Annotated in this window: 21 protein-coding genes, 1 tRNA gene and 1 pseudogene; 15 read left to right on the top strand and 8 right to left on the bottom strand. The window is 65.5% G+C overall.

The window, feature by feature from the left end; all coding sequences use genetic code 11:
• Positions 1–12: 12 nt before the first annotated feature.
• Together MB901379_RS22980 and MB901379_RS22975 are read right to left on the bottom strand one after the other, a co-directional pair.
• Entirely contained in the window at positions 13–777 is a 765-nt protein-coding gene (locus MB901379_RS22980; RefSeq protein ID WP_158018698.1) for an SDR family NAD(P)-dependent oxidoreductase, read from the bottom strand.
• Between the two features lies 1 nt (position 778).
• Positions 779–1837: a phosphotransferase family protein gene (locus MB901379_RS22975; RefSeq protein WP_158018697.1), complete on the bottom strand. Its 1059-nt coding sequence runs from the start codon at positions 1835–1837 to the stop codon at positions 779–781.
• 131 nt (positions 1838–1968) lie between these two features.
• Between MB901379_RS22975 and MB901379_RS22970 the strand changes: the two genes are divergently transcribed.
• The gene (locus MB901379_RS22970) at positions 1969–2577 is read left to right on the top strand and encodes a histidine phosphatase family protein (protein WP_158018696.1); all 609 of its coding nucleotides are present in this window, start codon (positions 1969–1971) and stop codon (positions 2575–2577) included.
• A gap of 107 nt (positions 2578–2684) precedes the next feature.
• The gene (locus MB901379_RS22965; RefSeq protein ID WP_158018695.1) at positions 2685–3737 is read left to right on the top strand and encodes a phosphotransferase family protein; all 1053 of its coding nucleotides are present in this window, start codon (positions 2685–2687) and stop codon (positions 3735–3737) included.
• Positions 3738–3744: 7 nt separating this feature from the next.
• Here MB901379_RS22965 and MB901379_RS22960 read toward each other — a convergent pair whose 3' ends face one another.
• Positions 3745–4131: a LapA family protein gene (locus tag MB901379_RS22960; protein ID WP_158018694.1), complete on the bottom strand. Its 387-nt coding sequence runs from the start codon at positions 4129–4131 to the stop codon at positions 3745–3747.
• Positions 4132–4245: 114 nt separating this feature from the next.
• Here MB901379_RS22960 and MB901379_RS22955 point away from each other — a divergent pair, with 114 nt between their 5' ends.
• The 5 genes and pseudogenes from MB901379_RS22955 to MB901379_RS22935 all read left to right on the top strand — a co-directional run bounded on the left by MB901379_RS22955 (position 4246) and on the right by MB901379_RS22935 (position 8330).
• The gene (locus MB901379_RS22955) at positions 4246–5193 is read left to right on the top strand and encodes an ABC transporter substrate-binding protein (protein ID WP_158018693.1); all 948 of its coding nucleotides are present in this window, start codon (positions 4246–4248) and stop codon (positions 5191–5193) included.
• Positions 5194–5207: 14 nt separating this feature from the next.
• A pseudogene (locus MB901379_RS22950) lies at positions 5208–6321 on the top strand (ABC transporter ATP-binding protein).
• Entirely contained in the window at positions 6306–6983 is a 678-nt protein-coding gene (locus tag MB901379_RS22945) for an ABC transporter permease (protein ID WP_158018691.1), read from the top strand. Before MB901379_RS22950 ends, MB901379_RS22945 begins: the two are co-directional and overlap by 16 nt.
• Complete coding sequence (locus MB901379_RS22940; RefSeq protein WP_158018690.1) at positions 6980–7726, top strand: ABC transporter permease; 747 nt, start codon at positions 6980–6982, stop codon at positions 7724–7726. The genes MB901379_RS22945 and MB901379_RS22940 overlap by 4 nt, the downstream gene beginning before the upstream one ends.
• A gap of 49 nt (positions 7727–7775) precedes the next feature.
• Positions 7776–8330, top strand: coding sequence for a putative glycolipid-binding domain-containing protein (locus MB901379_RS22935; RefSeq protein WP_158019393.1), 555 nt, complete (start codon positions 7776–7778; stop codon positions 8328–8330).
• Here MB901379_RS22935 and MB901379_RS22930 read toward each other — a convergent pair.
• Positions 8293–9237 carry a prephenate dehydrogenase gene (locus MB901379_RS22930; RefSeq protein WP_232022169.1) on the bottom strand — a complete coding sequence of 315 codons (945 nt, stop codon included), beginning with the start codon at positions 9235–9237 and terminating at the stop codon, positions 8293–8295. The two genes, MB901379_RS22935 and MB901379_RS22930, sit on opposite strands and share 38 nt — an antisense overlap.
• 131 nt (positions 9238–9368) lie before the next feature.
• Here MB901379_RS22930 and MB901379_RS22925 point away from each other — a divergent pair, with 131 nt between their 5' ends.
• From MB901379_RS22925 to MB901379_RS24285, 5 genes are all read left to right on the top strand, one after another.
• On the top strand, positions 9369–9890 hold the full coding sequence (locus MB901379_RS22925; protein WP_158018688.1) for a tRNA adenosine deaminase-associated protein: 522 nt from the start codon (positions 9369–9371) through the stop codon (positions 9888–9890).
• Positions 9887–10345 carry a nucleoside deaminase gene (locus MB901379_RS22920; protein ID WP_158018687.1) on the top strand — a complete coding sequence of 153 codons (459 nt, stop codon included), beginning with the start codon at positions 9887–9889 and terminating at the stop codon, positions 10343–10345. Before MB901379_RS22925 ends, MB901379_RS22920 begins: the two co-directional genes overlap by 4 nt.
• Before the next feature lie 29 nt (positions 10346–10374).
• Positions 10375–10464, top strand: a tRNA-Ser gene (locus MB901379_RS22915).
• 228 nt (positions 10465–10692) lie between these two features.
• The gene (locus tag MB901379_RS24290) at positions 10693–11019 is read left to right on the top strand and encodes a hypothetical protein (RefSeq protein WP_197717845.1); all 327 of its coding nucleotides are present in this window, start codon (positions 10693–10695) and stop codon (positions 11017–11019) included.
• A gap of 56 nt (positions 11020–11075) precedes the next feature.
• Positions 11076–11285: a hypothetical protein gene (locus tag MB901379_RS24285; RefSeq protein ID WP_197717844.1), complete on the top strand. Its 210-nt coding sequence runs from the start codon at positions 11076–11078 to the stop codon at positions 11283–11285.
• A 12-nt stretch (positions 11286–11297) separates the two neighbouring features.
• Here the strand turns inward: MB901379_RS24285 and MB901379_RS22905 are convergent, their stop codons facing one another.
• The 4 genes from MB901379_RS22905 to MB901379_RS22890 all read right to left on the bottom strand — a co-directional run bounded on the left by MB901379_RS22905 (position 11298) and on the right by MB901379_RS22890 (position 13103).
• A complete protein-coding gene (locus MB901379_RS22905) occupies positions 11298–11567 on the bottom strand; it encodes a hypothetical protein (protein WP_158018686.1) in 270 nt (89 codons plus the stop codon).
• 191 nt (positions 11568–11758) lie between these two features.
• Positions 11759–12118: a hypothetical protein gene (locus MB901379_RS22900; RefSeq protein ID WP_158018685.1), complete on the bottom strand. Its 360-nt coding sequence runs from the start codon at positions 12116–12118 to the stop codon at positions 11759–11761.
• Between the two features lie 76 nt (positions 12119–12194).
• A complete protein-coding gene (locus tag MB901379_RS22895) occupies positions 12195–12578 on the bottom strand; it encodes a YbjQ family protein (RefSeq protein ID WP_158018684.1) in 384 nt (127 codons plus the stop codon).
• A gap of 51 nt (positions 12579–12629) precedes the next feature.
• Positions 12630–13103, bottom strand: coding sequence for a TM2 domain-containing protein (locus tag MB901379_RS22890; RefSeq protein ID WP_158018683.1), 474 nt, complete (start codon positions 13101–13103; stop codon positions 12630–12632).
• A gap of 152 nt (positions 13104–13255) precedes the next feature.
• Between MB901379_RS22890 and MB901379_RS22885 the strand changes: the two genes are divergently transcribed.
• From MB901379_RS22885 to MB901379_RS22875, 3 genes are read left to right on the top strand one after another with little or no spacing between them, the layout of a single operon-like run.
• Positions 13256–14536 (top strand): sulfotransferase family protein, encoded by a 1281-nt coding sequence (locus MB901379_RS22885; protein ID WP_232021943.1) that lies wholly within the window; start codon positions 13256–13258, stop codon positions 14534–14536.
• 14 nt (positions 14537–14550) lie between these two features.
• Positions 14551–15786: an MBL fold metallo-hydrolase gene (locus tag MB901379_RS22880; RefSeq protein WP_158018681.1), complete on the top strand. Its 1236-nt coding sequence runs from the start codon at positions 14551–14553 to the stop codon at positions 15784–15786.
• The gene (locus tag MB901379_RS22875; RefSeq protein WP_158019392.1) at positions 15783–16532 is read left to right on the top strand and encodes an SDR family NAD(P)-dependent oxidoreductase; all 750 of its coding nucleotides are present in this window, start codon (positions 15783–15785) and stop codon (positions 16530–16532) included. The genes MB901379_RS22880 and MB901379_RS22875 overlap by 4 nt, the downstream gene beginning before the upstream one ends.
• Positions 16533–16540 lie beyond the last annotated feature (8 nt).

Raw genomic sequence — 16540 nt, 5'->3', positions numbered from 1 at the left:
TACTCCTGTCTGTTAGGGAATTCCGCCGTCGGCGCGCAGGATCGAGCCGGTGGTGAAACTTGCGGCATCGGAAGCTAAAAACAGTGCCGCGCCGATAATTTCGGGTGGATTGCCGGCACGCCGCAGCGCGAGGTGCCCAAACGGGTTCGTGGTGGCCCGCTCGAGGTTCCAGGCCTTGCTGACGTCGGTCAAGAATGGGCCGGCCATCAAGGTGTTGACCCGAACGGTCGGCCCGAACGCGCGCGCAAGGCCTTCCGTCATGGCGTTGAGCCCGGCCTTGGCCGCGGCGTAGGGAATGATGTCGGGACTTGGCCGCAGCGAGCCCGCCGAACTGACGTTGATGATGGACCCGCGCCCGGCGGCCACCATCCGCTCACCGACCAACGCCGAGAGCCGAAACGGGCCCTTGAGGTTGAGGTTGACCACCGCATCGAACAGCTTCTCGGTGACATCGGTCAACTTGTCGTACAGCGGTGACATGCCCGCGTTGTTGATCAAGGTGTCGACCCTGCCGAACCGGTCGTAGCTGGCCTCGACCAATCCGTCGAGCTGCTCCCAACGACCCACGTGTACCTGATAAGGCATTGCGGCCCTGCCGGTTTCGGACTCGATCGCCCTGGCGGTGGCCACGCAGTTGTCCATGTTACGGCTGGCTATCACCACGTCGGCGCCACAGTGGGCGGCCGCAAAGGCCATCTCCCGGCCCAGGCCGCGGCTGCCGCCGGTAATCAGCATCACCCGGTCGGTGAGGTCGAAAAGCCGCTCAGCGTAACTCATTTCAGCGTCTCCTGCTCGGCAGCGACCGGGCCAGTTCGGCGGCCGTGGCGATCAGCCGCGGAATCATCGACTCGAACGCCGCGCTGACCTTGGGATCAACCTTTCCGGTACGCACCGCGGCGGCGTAGGTCTTCTCCAGCACGATCCCGAGCTTCCAATTGGCCAGCACCAGGTAGTAGTCGATGTTTTCGGTGGACAACCCGCTGACCTTCTCATAATGCTCCAGCAATTCGCTGCGCCGTGGCATCCCGCGCATGTCCAGGTAGAACCCGTCGGCGCGGGGCGCCTCGCCGTCATAGCCCAGCAGCGCCCAGGCCAAATCCAGCAGCGGATCACCGACCGTGGTCATCTCCCAATCCACGATCGCGGCCAGTTGGGCCGGCGCCCCGTGGCCGAACATCACGTTGGCGAACTGGTAGTCGCCGTGCATGATGCCGGGGGTGTAGTGCCGCGGGCGGTTGTCGCGTAGCCAGTCCGACGCTTCGTCCAGGCCGGGAAGTTCGCGCACGCGGTACGCCGCGAGGAAACTCAGCCAGCGATCGACCTGCCGGTCGTGGAAGCCCTCCGGACGGCCGAAGCCTTCCAGGCCTTGGGCGCGCCAATCCACCCGGCCCAATCTGGCGGCGCCTTCGACGAGCTGGAACGCTAGCCCGCGCCGGGCCGGCAGGTCGGTGTCGAACGGCGCTGGCCACCCGCCGTCCATCGGGCTCCAGCCGTCGATGGCCCGCATCACATAGAACGGCAAACCGAGCACCGAGCCGGCTTCGTCGGCGGCGATGAGCTCCGCGTGCGGCACATCGGTGCCCGACAGAGCCCGCACCAAACGGATCTCTCGCAACAACCCGTCGATCCGGGCGGTGTCGGCGCGGGGGCCGGGCATCCGCAGCACCATGCGCTGGCCGCCGCGGCGAATCAGGTACAGGGTGTTCTGCGATCCGCCGCTCAGTTGCTCGAGCACCAGCTCCCCGCCGCTATCCGGGGTGGCCGGGACGGCGGGCTGGGCATCGAGAAATCGGCCGATGACATCGGCATCCAGTGCTATTCCGCCCGCAGCCGCCATGGCCCGCACACCCCGCTCTCGCAAGAGAGAATACCATTCTCCTAGGGGTCGAGGGAGTCGCCGGCTCCTCGTGCGAGGCTGTGCCGAGCGACCCGAGGGCGGGGGAGATCAACGACAAGACGGGAACAAACATGCAACTGCTTCTGGTCCGGCACGCGTTGCCCCTGCGCAGCGAACATGGCCAGGGAGCTGACCCGCAGCTATCGGAAGCCGGTTTGGCGCAGGTAGCGCGCCTGCCCGAGGCGCTGGTCCGGTTTCCGATCTCCCGGGTGGTGAGCAGCCCGCAGCGCCGCGCGATCCAGACCGCCGAACCGGTCGCGGCGGCGCGTGAGTTGCCCGTCGAGATCGATGATCGCTTCGCCGAGTATGACCGCGATCTGCCGGTGTACATCCCCGTCGAGCAGATCCGCGAGGAAAACCCCCAGGAATGGGCGCGCATGGCCCAGGGGCAGCTGCCCAGCGCCGTCGATGAAGACGGCTTTCGGGCGCGGGTGCGCGCGGCCATCGAAGACGTGGTCGGCGCCGCCGGCCCGGAGGACACCGTGGCGGCGTTTAGCCACGGCGGTGTCATCAACGTGGTGCTGCATGACATTTTGGGGACCGCACGCCTGTTGTCGTTTCCGATCGACTACGCCTCGGTGACCCGGCTGCTGTTCTCCCGGACCGGCCAGGCGACCGTCGCGGCGGTCAACACGACCGAACACGTGTGGGATCTGTTACCGCGCAACCAGCGGTGGTAGCCCGCCTCGGCGGCATACCCCGTCGCCGGGTTGACGTGGGCAACGAATTCCGGGGTGCGCACCCGCCTGAGGAGGATCGGGACAAGCCGCGATGGTAAACAAGATCGGTGACTTCCGTTGACCGACTCGACGGCCTTGACCTGGCTGCGCTGGATGGGTACTTGCGCTCCCTCGGCCTGGGCCGAGAGGGCGAGCTACGCGGCGAGCTGATCTCGGGTGGTCGCTCCAATCTGACTTTTCGTGTCTACGACGATGCGACCGGCTGGTTGGTACGGCGCCCGCCGCTACACGGGCTGACACCCTCGGCGCACGACATGGCTCGCGAATACCGGGTGGTGGCCGCGCTGCAGGACACCCCGGTTCCGGTCGCGCGCACGATCTCGCTGTGCGCGGACGAGAAGGTGCTGGGTGCTCCGTTCCAGATCGTGGAGTTCGTCGCCGGGCAGGTGGTACGCCGGCGCGCGCAACTCGAAGCGCTGGGCAGCAGGGCCATCGACGGCTGCGTCGACTCGTTGATCCGGGTGCTCGTCGATCTGCACAGCGTCGAGCCCAGCTCCGTTGGGCTGGGCGACTTCGGCAAACCCGACGGCTACCTGGAACGCCAGGTGCGTAGGTGGGGCTCGCAGTGGGGCTTGGTGCGGCTGCCTGACGACCGCCGCGACGACGATGTTGCGCGGCTGCATTCGGCTCTGCAGCAAGCCATTCCGAACCAGAGCCGCACCTCGATTGTGCATGGGGACTACCGAATCGACAACACCATCCTGGACGTCGACGACCCGACGCGGGTCCGCGCCGTGGTGGACTGGGAGCTTTCGACGCTGGGTGATCCGCTTAGCGACGCGGCCCTGATGTGTGTCTACCGCGACCCGGCGCTGGACCTGATCGTGAACGCACAGGCGGCCTGGACATCACCGCTGCTGCCGACCGCCGACGAGCTGGCCGACCGATACTCGCTGGTTTCGGGGATGCCGTTGGGGCATTGGGAGTTCTATATGGCGCTGGCCTACTTCAAGCTGGCCATCATCGCCGCCGGCATCGACTTTCGCCGGCGCATGTCGGAACGGGCCGGCGGGAAAGACGAATCGTATGACACGGCGCCCGAAGTCGTGGCGCCGCTGATCTCACGCGGATTGGCCGAGATCGCCAAGCCGACCGCCTAGCCGGCGGTCAACGCCCCGGGTTAGTTGCGCGCAATGCCTGTGCGTGACTCTTCTTGGCCTCACGTCGCAGCTGAAGAATCCGCGCGGTACCCACCGCCACCGTCAGCAGTCCACCCCCGACGGCCGCCAGCAGTATCGCCACCCCCAGCGGCAGGCTCCAGTGCCAACCGAAGAACGCGAAAGCCGTGGATTCGGTGTTCTGCGCAATGAAGATCAGCAAGATGATCAAGATCAGAAAACCGGCAATCAACGACGACCACAGCGCGGCCGCGCGGGTGAACTTGACCGGCGGTTCCCCGGATGACCTTCCCGCCCGGGGAGCTGGAGCCGACGACGGCGCCTTGGCATGGGATTGGGGGGACGAACCAGCTGACCCAGAATGGTTGCTGCTCATACCTTCATGTTTACCCTTTTTCCGCACCGAAGGTAACTAAATCGCAGCTGCTAAGTTAGCTGCACGCCCATGTCGCGGCGGCGCCACGCCGACTCTGACGATAGTGTCAACAGCATGCGGATGCTGCGGCACGTGCGGCGCGCGACACTCGCCGTTGCGGTGTGCTTCGCGGGCGTGTGCCCGATCGCTGGTTGTGGCAGTTCCGACCCGTTTGGCACCTCGTCGGGCAACATCAACTCGATCGTGGTCGGGTCCGCCGACTTTCCGGAATCGCAGATCGTCGCCGAAATCTACGCACAGGCATTGCAGGCCAACGGATTCGACATCGGGCGGCGGATGGGAATCGGTAGCCGCGAGACGTACGTTCCGGCGCTGAAGGACCATTCCATCGACCTGGTGCCCGAATACATCGGAAACCTGTTGCTGTACTTCGAGCCCCAGGCCACCGCGACCCTGCTCGATGCCGTCGAATTGGAGCTCTACCGGCGCTTACCCGGTGACCTGTCGATTCTGACACCGTCACCGGCCTCCGATACCGACACGGTCACCGTTACCAGCGCAACCGCGGGTAGGTGGCAGCTGAGGACGATCGCGGACCTGGCCGCACATTCAGCCGAGGTGAAGTTCGCGGCGCCGTCGGCGTTTCAAACCAGGCCCTCTGGGTTGTCTGGGCTACTCCGAAAGTACGGACTCGACATCGCGTCGGGCAATTTCGTGTCGATCAACGATGGCGGCGGTGCGGTAACCGTGCGGGCGCTGCTGGATGGAACGGTCACCGCCGCCGACATTTTCAGCACCTCGCCGGCAATCCGTCAGCACCAGCTGGTGGTCCTCGCGGATCCGGAACACAACTTCCTGGCCGGCAACATTGTGCCGCTGGTCAATTCGCAGAAGAAGTCGGATCGGCTCAAAGATGTGCTGGACGCGGTGTCGGCGAAGTTGACCACCGACGGCGTCGCCGAACTCAATGCCGCGGTATCGGGTAACGGTGGCGTCGATCCCGACGAGGCTGCCCAAAAATGGGTGCGCGACAACGGTTTTGACCGCCCGATCAAGCCGTAGAGACTGGGAACAACTTGATCAGCTTTGACAAAGTTCAGAAGGTGTACGCCGACGGCACCACCGCCGTGGACCAATTAAGCCTCGACGTCGACAACGGCATGCTAACGGTATTCGTCGGCCCCTCCGGCTGCGGCAAGACGACGGCGTTGCGCATGATCAACCGGATGGTGGAGCCATCCTCGGGCGCCATTACCGTCAACGGGACGGACGTGTCCACCGTTAACCCGGTCCAGTTGCGCCTCGGGATCGGCTATGTCATCCAAAACGCGGGGCTGATGCCGCACCAACGGGTCATCGACAACGTGGCGACCGTGCCGGTGTTGCGCGGCCAGTCCCGCCGGGCCGCCCGTAAGGCCGCCTATGAGGTGCTCGAGCGCGTCGGGCTGGATCCCAAGGTTGCCACCCGCTATCCCGCTCAGCTCTCCGGCGGCGAGCAACAACGGGTCGGGGTCGCACGAGCATTGGCGGCCGACCCGCCGATCCTGTTGATGGACGAGCCGTTCTCCGCGGTCGACCCGGTCGTACGCCACGACCTGCAGAACGAAATCCTGCGTCTGCAGGACCAATTGCACAAGACCATCGTGTTTGTCACACACGACATCGACGAAGCGTTCAAGCTGGGCGACGTGGTAGCGGTGTTCGCGCCGGGCGGGCGCCTGCAACAGTGTGCCCAACCCACCCGGCTGCTATCGCGCCCGGCCAACGAATTCGTGTCGAAGTTCATCGGTCTGGGTCGCGGCTACCGACTGTTGCAGCTCTACGACGGCGCGGATCTGCCCGTGCACGACATCGAGCGGATTTCCGTGGACCGCCTGGGGGAGACCCAGCTACCCGACGGCTGGGCGCTGGTGGTCGACACCGAGAACGCCCCATTGGGCTGGATCGATGCCGTCGGAGTGCGGCACCACCGGGGCGGCGCCCCTTTGTCGGACACCATGACCGTGGTGGGCTCGCTGTTCCGGCCGAACGGCAACCTCAGCCAGGCGCTGGATGCCACGCTGTCTTCGCCGTCGGCGATGGGCGTCGCTGTCGATGGCGGTGGCAAGGTCATCGGCGCGGTCCTGGCCGCCGACGTGCTGGCCGCGGTAAACCGCCGAAGGCGGGAGTGAGCCGTGCACTACCTGCTGACCCATCTGAGCAACGCCTGGGCGCTGACCGTGGTGCATCTGCGGTTGTCGCTGATTCCGGTGCTGATCGGTTTGGCGATCGCGGTGCCGCTGGGGCTGCTGGTGCAGCACGCGCCGTTGCTCCGCCGGGTGACCACGGCGACCGCCAGCATCGTATTTACCATCCCGTCGCTGGCGCTGTTCGTGGTGCTGCCGCTGCTCATCAGGACCCGGATCCTCGACGAAGCCAACGTCATCATTGCGCTGAGCGCCTACACAACCGCACTGTTGGTGAGGGCCGTGCTGGAGGCGCTGGACGCGGTGCCGACGCAGGTGCGCGATGCGGCCGTCGCGGTCGGCTACTCGCCCCTGGCCCGGATGCTGAAAATCGAGCTACCGTTGTCGATCCCGGTCCTGGTGGCCGGGCTGCGAGTGGTGGTGGTGACCAATATCGCGATGGTTTCGGTGGGTGCGGTAATCGGCATCGGCGGCCTGGGCACCTGGTTCACCATGGGCTATCAGACGAACAAGACCGACCAGATCATGGCCGGCATCATCGCGATGTTCACGCTAGCCATCCTCATCGACATGCTGCTGAACCTGACCGGCCGGCTGATCACACCATGGGAGGCGTCCCGGTCCCGTCGTCGAATCCGATCCCCGATCGTGGGCGGTGCCCGGTGAATTTCCTGCAGCATGTGCTGTCCTACCTATCCACCGTCGACAACTGGACCGGGCCCGCCGGCCTGGCGGCCCGCACCGGCGAGCATCTGGAGTACACCGCCCTGGCGGTCACGGCTTCGGCCCTGGTCGCCATCCCGATCGGACTGGTCATCGGCCACACCGGCCGCGGCCAAGTGTTGGTGGTCAGCGCGATCAATGGATTGCGCGCGTTGCCGACGCTGGGGGTGTTGTTGCTGGGTGCGCTGTTGTTCGGGCTGGGTTTGGCGCCCCCGATTGCAGCGCTGATGCTGCTGGGCATCCCGTCGCTGCTGGCCGGCACCTATGCGGGTATCGCCGGTGTCGACCCGCTGATCGTGGATGCCGCCCGCGCCATGGGCATGACCGAATCCCGGGTGCTGTTGCGCGTTGAAATGCCCAACGCGTTGCCGCTGATGCTCGGCGGGCTGCGCAGTGCGACGCTGCAGGTGGTCGCCACCGCAACGGTGGCCGCCTACGCCAGCCTGGGTGGGCTGGGCCGCTATCTGATCGACGGGATCAAGGAACGGCAATTCCACATCGCCCTGGTCGGTGCCCTGATGGTGGCCGCGCTGGCGCTGATCCTGGACGGGATGCTGGCGTTGGCGGTGTGGATATCGGTGCCAGGTACCGGTCGTCTGCGCGGGCCCGGCGGGCGGCCCAAACGGGCACGTGCTGCCGCAGTTGCCGACAGTCGTGCAGGGCAAGGCGGACACGTCCTACGGTAGGGGGGTGACTCCAGCTTCCTCTGATCCGGCTCGGCGCCTCTGGTCGGCGATGCTCACCTGGCGTGCGCAGGACGTCTCGCGCATGGAGTCGGTGCGAATCCAGGTGTCGGGCAAGCGAATCAGGGCCAACGGCCGTATCGTGGCGGCGGCCACCGCAACCAATCCGGCCTTCGGCGCCTATTACGACCTGCAGACCGACGAGGCCGGCGCCACCAAGCGCTTCGGCCTGACCGTTACGTTGGCGGAACGAGAACGTCAGCTGGCCATTGCGCGTGACGAAGAAAACATGTGGTTGGTCACCGACCATCAAGGGGAGCGGCGCGCGGGATACAACGGGGCCCTGGACATCGACTTGGTGTTCAGCCCGTTCTTCAACGCGTTACCGATCCGGCGCCTTGGCATCCACGAACGCGCGGAGATGCTCGCCCTGCCGATGGTTTACGTGAATGTGCCCGATATGACGGTCGACGCGGCCACCGTGAACTACGCCAGCGAGGGACGTCTGGACGGGATCAAGTTGCGTTCACCGGTGGCCGATACCACCGTGACCGTCGACCCCGAGGGATTCATCCTGGACTATCCAGGCTTGGCAGAGCGGATCTGATCACTCCGCCCGCTCGGCCCGCGGCGGCAAGTCGTTCGCGCCAGCGCTCCGAGCCGATCACCACCTCGACAATGTCCGAGCGTGGAAAGCTTTCGTAGCGGGTACGCGCGGAGTTTCCGGCGTCAACCAGGTCCGCCACCGAACCGTGGTTGGCCAGCGACTCACGGGCGTGACCGAGCAACTCGATGATTCGGTCCGCGGCCGGCACCAGTTGCCCGGCGTTGGCTTCGCACATCGCCCGCACCAGATCCGGGGCGGTGCCGGCGACCCTGGTGGCGTCGCGGAAGGATCCGGCCGCTAAGGCGAAAGCGAGTGGGACCTCGGCGGCGCTGACCGCCAACGCCTCGGCGAGCAGGTGCGGGAGATGCGAGATAGCGGCCGCGGCGGCATCGTGCTCATCGGACTTGGCGGGTACCACCACGGCCCCGCAGTCCAACGCCAACGTCATCACCATCGACCACACGTCGGGATCGACATGGGCGTCCACGCTGACCACCCAGGGGGCTCGGGTGAACAGGCCACCGTGGCCGGCCGACCAGCCGGAGTGCGCGGTGCCCGTCATCGGATGACCACCGACGAAACGAGCCCGCAGACCGGCCGCGCCGACCTCATCTAGCACCGCGCGCTTGACGCTGGTGACGTCGGTCAGCGGACAATGCGGGGCCGATTCATGGATGTGGGCCAGCATGTTCGGCAGCGCCGGCATCGGAACGGCCAGCACAATCAGCGCTTCGGTGTCGGCGGCCCGGGTCAACGTTGCGGCTAGGTCGGTGCTGGCGTCGAAACCGTCAGCTTGTGCCCCGTGAGCCCCTTCTACCGATCGGTTGTAGCCGAATACCTCACGGCCCGCTGCCGCGGTGGCGCGCATGATGGAGCCGCCAATAAGGCCAAGACCCAATACGCACACGGGTGTCGTCTGCACAGTCCCAAGGTTGGCACACTTGTACACCCGGCGGGAGCTTGCCGGCGCAGTTGGCGAACTGTGCTGGTGGGGAGTCGTCTGGTCACGCGCCTGGCCAACGACTACCGTAAGCGCCCATGGGAGCACAACGGGCCTCGGCCAAGGGCCCGTCCGCGGAAACGCCGGACGGTTTCGGCGTTGCCGTCGTCCGGGAAGAGGGCAAATGGCGCTGCACTGAGATGCGCTCGAATGCGCTGACCAGCCTGTCGGCCGCCGAAACCGAGCTGCGTGAAATGCGCAGCTCGGGAGCGGTTTTTGGGCTCCTCGACATCGACGACGAATTCTTCATCATCGTGCGTCCGGCGCCCTCTCGGACGCGTCTGCTGCTGTCCGACGCCACCGCAGCGCTGGACTACGACATCGCGGCCGAGGTACTGGACAACCTGGACGCTGACATCGATCCCGAAGACCTCGAGGACGCCGATCCGTTCGAGGAGGGTGACCTGGGCCTGCTGTCCGACATCGGCCTGCCCGAAGCGGTACTGGGGGTCATCCTCGATGAGAGCGACCTCTACGCCGACGAGCAATTGGGCCGCATCGCCCGGGAAATGGGCTTCGCCGACCAACTGTCGGCGGTGATCGACCGTCTCGGTCGGTGACTACGGACGAAGAGCTGATCCAAGCCGCCTTGGCGGTGGCCGCGACGGCCGGCCCGCGCGACGTGCCCATCGGAGCGGTGATAGTCGGCGCCGACGGAACCGAACTGGCCCGCGCGGCCAACGCCCGCGAAGCGCTGGGCGATCCGACCGCACACGCGGAGATCCTGGCGTTGCGAACCGCGGCCGGGGTGCTCGGCGACGGGTGGCGGCTGGCGGGCGCCACGCTGGCGGTCACCGTCGAGCCGTGCACCATGTGCGCCGGCGCCCTGGTGTTGGCACGGGTGGCTCGCCTGGTGTTCGGCGCCTGGGAACCCAAGACCGGGGCGGTCGGCTCGTTGTGGGATGTGGTGCGTGACCGCCGGCTCAATCATCGGCCCCAAGTTCGCGGCGGCGTGCTGGCCCAGCAATGCGCCGCGCCGCTGGAGGAGTTCTTCGCCCGTCAGCGATTGGGGTGACCGGCGGTCGATTCGGTAAGGTGCTTGGCGGTGGCGTGTCCGAGCGGCCTAAGGAGCACGCCTCGAAAGCGTGTGACGGCTAAAACCGTCCGAGGGTTCAAATCCCTCCGCCACCGCCAAATCCCTCTGACTGCCAACGCAGCTCAGAGGGTATTTTCATGTTTGCTGGCCGGTGTCCTGCCCATTCTGTGCCCACACTTTGCCCACACCTTCGAGTGAATAGGACTTGTGGAGAGTGACCGCAACAGCATCCAGATCGGCATCGAACAGGTCGGCGTACGGCGTACGCGTGGCGGCCAGACGAAACCACCTTCGCAGCCGCCGATGTCGTACCCGAAGCGCTGATCATGCAGACCTCTACCGTCGCCGGCACCATCGAAGGGGACAAGCCCTCGCTTCACGTGGCGTACGTCGACGACGCCGACGCCGAGTTCGTCGCCGAGGCCGCCGAGATCGACGAATCGGAACCCGATTTGGCCGAAGTGCTCGTGCACACCGGCAAGATCTCCCAACTGATCAAGCTGTCCTCCGAACAGTTCAACCAGGACGGCACCGCCGGCCAGCTCTCACAGTCGGTGTCGCGGGCCATCATCAAGCGCGCCGACGAGGCCTACATCAGCCAGGTCGCACCCACACCCCCGCAGTACACCCGCCGGCCGGTCTGCTGCACATAGACGACGTAGTCGAAGGCGGTGAAATCGTCGACGACCTCGACGCGCTCATCGACCTGTTGGCCGAGCTCGAGGCCGAAGGATCAACGCCGAGTCACATCGTGGTCGACCCGCGCGGCTGGGCGGCGCTGCGGAAATTCAAGACAGGCACCGAGTTCAACAGCTCCCTGTTGGGCGCCGGCACCACTGACGCCGCACCCATGCTGCTGTCTCTGCCCGTCCTAGTGAATCGCTGGGTTCCGCAGTACTCCGGCCTGGTTCGGGGTTGATGGTGTGGCTGCTCAGGATGTGGTGGCCTGCCCTTGCAGGGTCACAGGGCCGGCGTCGAGTCCGTCGGCGCTGAACTGTTCGCGGATTGCAGCCAAGGCGACGATGACCTCGTCGGGAGTGGCTCCGGGGTTGCTAGCGGCGCATCGGGAGTGCGGTCGATGGACCCGGTCGAGCAGGCGGTAGGTGTGTTGCCGGGAGATCTTGTAGGTATATCGGGAGGCCCCGGTCACCGACCAGTGGCCACTGACGACTTCGAGGATGACCACGCGTGCTTTGGACATCCCCCAGATCTGTCACTTACGACACGACTCATCGGGCGTCGACACAGGTGTCACCTATGACGCGACTCATCTGTGACCTATGTCGTGAACTCATACACCTCCGCCACCGACTTCTTTATTTTTTAGGGGGGCGTGGATCGACCGAATGCTGGGCGCATCCCATGATCGACGGCGCAAACATCGGTATTGCGTCAGCTGCTGACCACCAGCGGCAGCGAAATGGTCCCGGCGCCGCCGGTCACCACAATCGCCCACCGGCCATCGACGGGCAGAGTCACCTCGATGTTGAAGATGGCGAATCCGACCTCGGCGGTGGTTGCGGCTTCTGGCAGTTCGAAGGTCATGTGTTCGGGGTCGTCACCGGTTGGCGGCACGATCTCCACGTCGATGCGGCGATCGAGGATTCCGGTCTCCCGTTGGGTCAGCACGACCAGCAAAAACCGCGCCGATCGGTCCGGTTCGACCCAAAACCGGTACAGCACGCCACCGGAAACATTGAGTTTGTTATCGACGGCCGTAGCGGCTTCGGCCAGGAAAGCCCCGACAATCACTTCCTGAACCTACCGTCATGTTGGTCGCCGCGAACGCCGGCGGGGGCCAGGCCACGGCGTGCGGCTGCCACTGTCGTCACGGTTGCGTCTGCGGCGCGCCACCGTAGCCGAGCTGGGAAGCGGTGTAGCGGGCGGCATCGGTGACCGGCACGGCCTGCACCGCGGTGCCGTAGGCGCAGATCTCGGTCCACACGTCACCGAGTTCGGTGGTGTCAAAGCGCATTCCGATGATCGCGTTGCCGCCCTTGCTGCGCGCCTCGCCCATCAACCGTGCCATGGCCTCGTTGCGACTCTCGGCCAGGTTTCTGGTCATCCCCTGCAGCTCACCGCCAAACATCGATTTGAAGCCAGCGCCTATCTGTGAGAATGCATTTCGCGATCGGACGGTCAGTCCGAAGACTTCGCCGCACACGCGTTGGATCTCCCAACCGGGAATGTCATTGGTTGTCACAACGAGCACCGGAGAACCTTCCTGCCGAGATCATTTCGTGCAGGCTACCGTCAGGGCGCGCTAGCGCAGCTTCCGGCCGTACTCGTCGGCGACACCGCCGGTGAACATCAGGACCGCATCAACGATCCCCCAGATCAGGGCGCCGAGCAAAACCGGGACACCGATAAGGCAGAACAGGGTAAAGACCATGCCGAAAAGACCGACACACAACTGTGCAGCGCCAATCGAATTCGATCCGATGTAGAAGCGGCCGATGCCCAGGAAGCCAAAGAAAAGTTGCAGGCAGCCGGCGGTCACCGCGGATTTGTCGGACAGCGGTGCCCCCGATTTCGGATCGCGCCCAAAGGGCGCCTGCGGATCCAGGGAGAAACCCGCCGGGGGATAGCCAGGGGGCGACGGGTACCCGGGGTGCGGTTGGTGCGGATAACCCCACGGCGGTGGAATCTGCGGCGGCTGCCGTGGTGGATAGCCAGGTGGTTGACCGCCCCAAGGTGGCTGGCCGGATCGGTCTCCCGACGGGTTGGGTGTGGCCATTGCGTGAGTGCCCCTCCTGCTCTCGCTTTCGCCCACACGCTACCTCGGCGAGCGGTCCGACGAGTTTGTCCGGTGGGTGGATGCGGCTTGACTTATTGCCCGCGACTGCGTCTACCGTCAGTGTGATATCTCGACGTCGAACTGGGGATCCGGTGGACTTTGCAGGCCAGGGCGCTCAACCCATCGGTGATATCGACTTCGACGATCTGACCTCACCCACGCTGACCGATGTCCAGCGTCAGGTGTTGAAGTTCACCGAATCCAAACATGTCGAATTCGATGTTGATCGGATGCTCGCCGAAGCCTTCGATCAGGCCGGGGTGACCGAGGGCCTGGACGACGCCGACGGCTTCGGCCAGCGGTTGGCCGCCCATGTCACGGCCATCGAAGGCGACGGTGGCCTGACCCAGCTCGCGCGCTCCTCGCTGCGGCAACGAGTGGTGCGTCTGCTGCGAAACCGGCTGTCGTTGAGCGACCTCGTCAAGCGCTATCCCGAGATCGAATCGATTCCGATCGAGCAGCCTTTCGTCGTGGTTGGGATGCCGCGATCGGGCACCACGCATCTGGTGAATCTCATCGCCACGGACCCGCGTCGGCGTGCGCTGCCCTACTGGGAGAGTCAAGAGCCGCTGCCGGCCCGCGGCCAGGGTCCGGACGGGGCCGGAATGGACCCCCGCTACCTCAGGACAAGGGCCGAGCACGACGCGTTGATGAACACCGCGCCGGCGGTGGCCGCCATGCATGATCGGTTCCCCGAGGCCATCGAAGAGGAAATCGAGCTGCTCGACCTGGACATGGCTTCCTACGTTCTGGAATGGCATGCGCGGGTGCCCGACTGGCGCGACTATTACCTGGGTCTGGACCAGCGCCGGCACTACGCCTATCTAAGAAAGGTGTTGCAGGCGTTGACCTTTCTGCGTGGTCCGCGCACATGGGTGCTCAAGAGCCCCCAGCACTGTGAGCAGCTCGGCGCGCTGATGGCCACCTTCCCCGATGCGACGGTGGCGTTCACGCACCGCGACCCCGCAGCGGTGATCCAGTCGGCGATCACGATGATGGCTTACTCCGATCGGCTACGCCGGACCAGCATCGACCCGGAATGGCTCGTGGACTATTGGAGCGACCGGGTGCACCGCCTGCTGCGCGCGTTGGTGCGCGACCGTGACATGGTGCCCGCCGAACGCAGTATCGACATCGACTTCCACCAGCTCAATGGCAACGAAATGCCGGTGTTGGAAGAGCTTTACCGGCGTGGCGGCGTCGAACTGACCCCGCAGGCGTGCCGACATTTCCAGCAGTACCTCGACGGCAACCCGCGTGGCAAGCACGGCCGCATCCGCTACGACCTACAACGCCATTTCGGCGTCTCGGCCAACACGCTGCGCAAGCGGTTCGACTTCTACTTCGACAGATTCGATGTCCGCGCCGAATGAAGGAGAAACCTGCGATGTTCGATCCGGTCTATCGCGGCCGGCCCGGCGCCGACGCGATGCGCCCCGCCGCCGCCGACCAGGCCGAGGAGATCGCCCCGGGCCTGTGGTGCTCGCCGGGCCTGTCGAACTCCTACCTGCTGACCACGGCCGCCGGACGGGTGGTGGTCAACACCGGGATGGGCTTTGAGGGGCCGGTGCACCGCGCCAACTTCGACGCCGTCGACTCCTCGCCGGTGAGCCACATCATCTTCACCCAGGGGCATGTGGATCACGTCGGAGGGTTGGACAGCCTGCGTGACCCCGATACAACGGTTGTCGCACAAGCAAATTGGACGGCCTGGCGGGACGACAACGCGCGGCTCATCCCGTATCGGGCTAGCCGCAGCGCCTTCGCCTTCAAGCACACCCTGGCAGAGGGTATCCAAGCGATTCAACGGCGCCTCGGTACCAGCCACTTGCCCGGCCAAAGCGTCCCCGTCGTCGACCTCGACTTCGAGGACAGTCTCATCCTCGACGTGGGCGGTCGTCGGCTCGAGCTGCTGGCGGTTCCCGGGGGAGAAACCACCGACTCGCTGGTGGTGTGGTTGCCGGAAGAGCGAATATGTCTATGTGGAAATACCTTTGGCCCGATCTTTGGACACATTCCCAATCTGGTCACCATCCGCGGGGACCGATACCGCGACGCTTTGATGACCATTGCCTCGGTCGAGCGGGTGCGTGGACTGCAACCCGAGCTATTGGTGACCGGTCACTTCGCGCCGATCGCGGGCACGGACCGCATCAACGCCGAGCTGACCCGACTGCGCGACGCGATCCAATACCTCCACGACCAGACCGTCGCCGGGATGAATGCGGGCAAGGACGTCCAAACTCTGATGCGTGAGATCTCCCTGCCCGCGGAGTGCGAAGTGGGCGAAGGCTACGGGAAGGTGGCGTGGGACGTGCGGGCGATCTGGGAAAACTACTCGGGCTGGTTTCACCACCGGTCCACCACCGAACTCTATCCGGTGGGATTCGACGCCGTGGCACCCGACGTCGTGGAGCTCGCAGGTGCCCAGGCGCTGCTGGAGCGAGCGCAAGCGCACCTGGGTGCGGGCCGTCCACTACACGCAATCCATCTCGCCGAGCTGGTATCCGACCAGCCAGAGGCGGGTGACGTGCTCAGGCAGGCCCACCAGCAGCTACTCGCCGACAGCACGAACTTCTGGGAAAGCGCATGGCTCAACCATCGGATAGCGAGCAACTCGTGACGGCGCGGGTCAGTTTCGACTTCACCGGGACCACAGCGCTGATCACCGGCGGTACCAGCGGGATTGGCTACGCCATCGCGGCGTTGTTCCGCGATGCCGGGGCGCAGGTGATCGTCACCGGAACCAAGCCGGACGCCGCGGCCTACGACTGCGACCTGTCCGGCATGGCCTACCGCCAACTGCGGCTGACCGACCCGGAATCGGTGGACCTGCTGGCTGGGCGCTTCTCCCAACTGGATGTGCTGATCAACAATGCCGGTGCGAACTTTCCTGGCGGACTTGATGAGTCGAATCCCGATGGATTCGATGCCTCGGTGGAGCTGAATCTGACCGGACCGTACCGGTTGACCGTCGGACTGTACCGCGCACTCAAGGCATCCACCGCCGTGGCAGGCGCCAGCGTGGTCAATCTGGCGTCGATGTCGGCGCTGCGCGCGATCACGCTGGTGCCCGGCTATGGCGCCGCCAAAGCCGGGATCATCTGTGTTACCAGGAATCTCGCTGTGAAATGGGCAACCAAAGGCATCCGGGTGAATGCGGTGGCGCCGGGCACGATCGACACCCCGATGACGGCCCCCATGCATCTGGCGACGGAGCTGGTCGATTCGGAGTTAGGTCATATCCCGTTGCGCCGCTTTGGGTCCGCCGCGGAGATTGCGCCCACGGTGGCCTTCTTGTGTACCGAGCAGAGCGGCTATACCAGCGGTGCGGTTTTTGTGGTGGACGGCGCGTCCGACTGCGTCTGAACCTTGAG

This window comes from Mycobacterium basiliense, from assembly GCF_900292015.1.
Lineage (GTDB): Bacteria > Actinomycetota > Actinomycetes > Mycobacteriales > Mycobacteriaceae > Mycobacterium > Mycobacterium basiliense.
This window is presented reverse-complemented; position numbering and strand designations above follow the sequence as displayed.

Coding starts and splice junctions, on each gene's coding strand:
- MB901379_RS22980 (WP_158018698.1), bottom strand. CDS start 777: ATGAGTTACGCTGAGCGGCTTTTCGACCTCACCGACCGGGTGATGCTG.
- MB901379_RS22975 (WP_158018697.1), bottom strand. CDS start 1,837: ATGGCGGCTGCGGGCGGAATAGCACTGGATGCCGATGTCATCGGCCGA.
- MB901379_RS22970 (WP_158018696.1), top strand. CDS start 1,969: ATGCAACTGCTTCTGGTCCGGCACGCGTTGCCCCTGCGCAGCGAACAT.
- MB901379_RS22960 (WP_158018694.1), bottom strand. CDS start 4,131: ATGAGCAGCAACCATTCTGGGTCAGCTGGTTCGTCCCCCCAATCCCAT.
- MB901379_RS22955 (WP_158018693.1), top strand. CDS start 4,246: ATGCGGATGCTGCGGCACGTGCGGCGCGCGACACTCGCCGTTGCGGTG.
- MB901379_RS22935 (WP_158019393.1), top strand. CDS start 7,776: ATGCTCACCTGGCGTGCGCAGGACGTCTCGCGCATGGAGTCGGTGCGA.
- MB901379_RS22925 (WP_158018688.1), top strand. CDS start 9,369: ATGGGAGCACAACGGGCCTCGGCCAAGGGCCCGTCCGCGGAAACGCCG.
- MB901379_RS24290 (WP_197717845.1), top strand. CDS start 10,693: ATGCAGACCTCTACCGTCGCCGGCACCATCGAAGGGGACAAGCCCTCG.
- MB901379_RS22905 (WP_158018686.1), bottom strand. CDS start 11,567: ATGTCCAAAGCACGCGTGGTCATCCTCGAAGTCGTCAGTGGCCACTGG.
- MB901379_RS22890 (WP_158018683.1), bottom strand. CDS start 13,103: ATGGCCACACCCAACCCGTCGGGAGACCGATCCGGCCAGCCACCTTGG.
- MB901379_RS22880 (WP_158018681.1), top strand. CDS start 14,551: ATGTTCGATCCGGTCTATCGCGGCCGGCCCGGCGCCGACGCGATGCGC.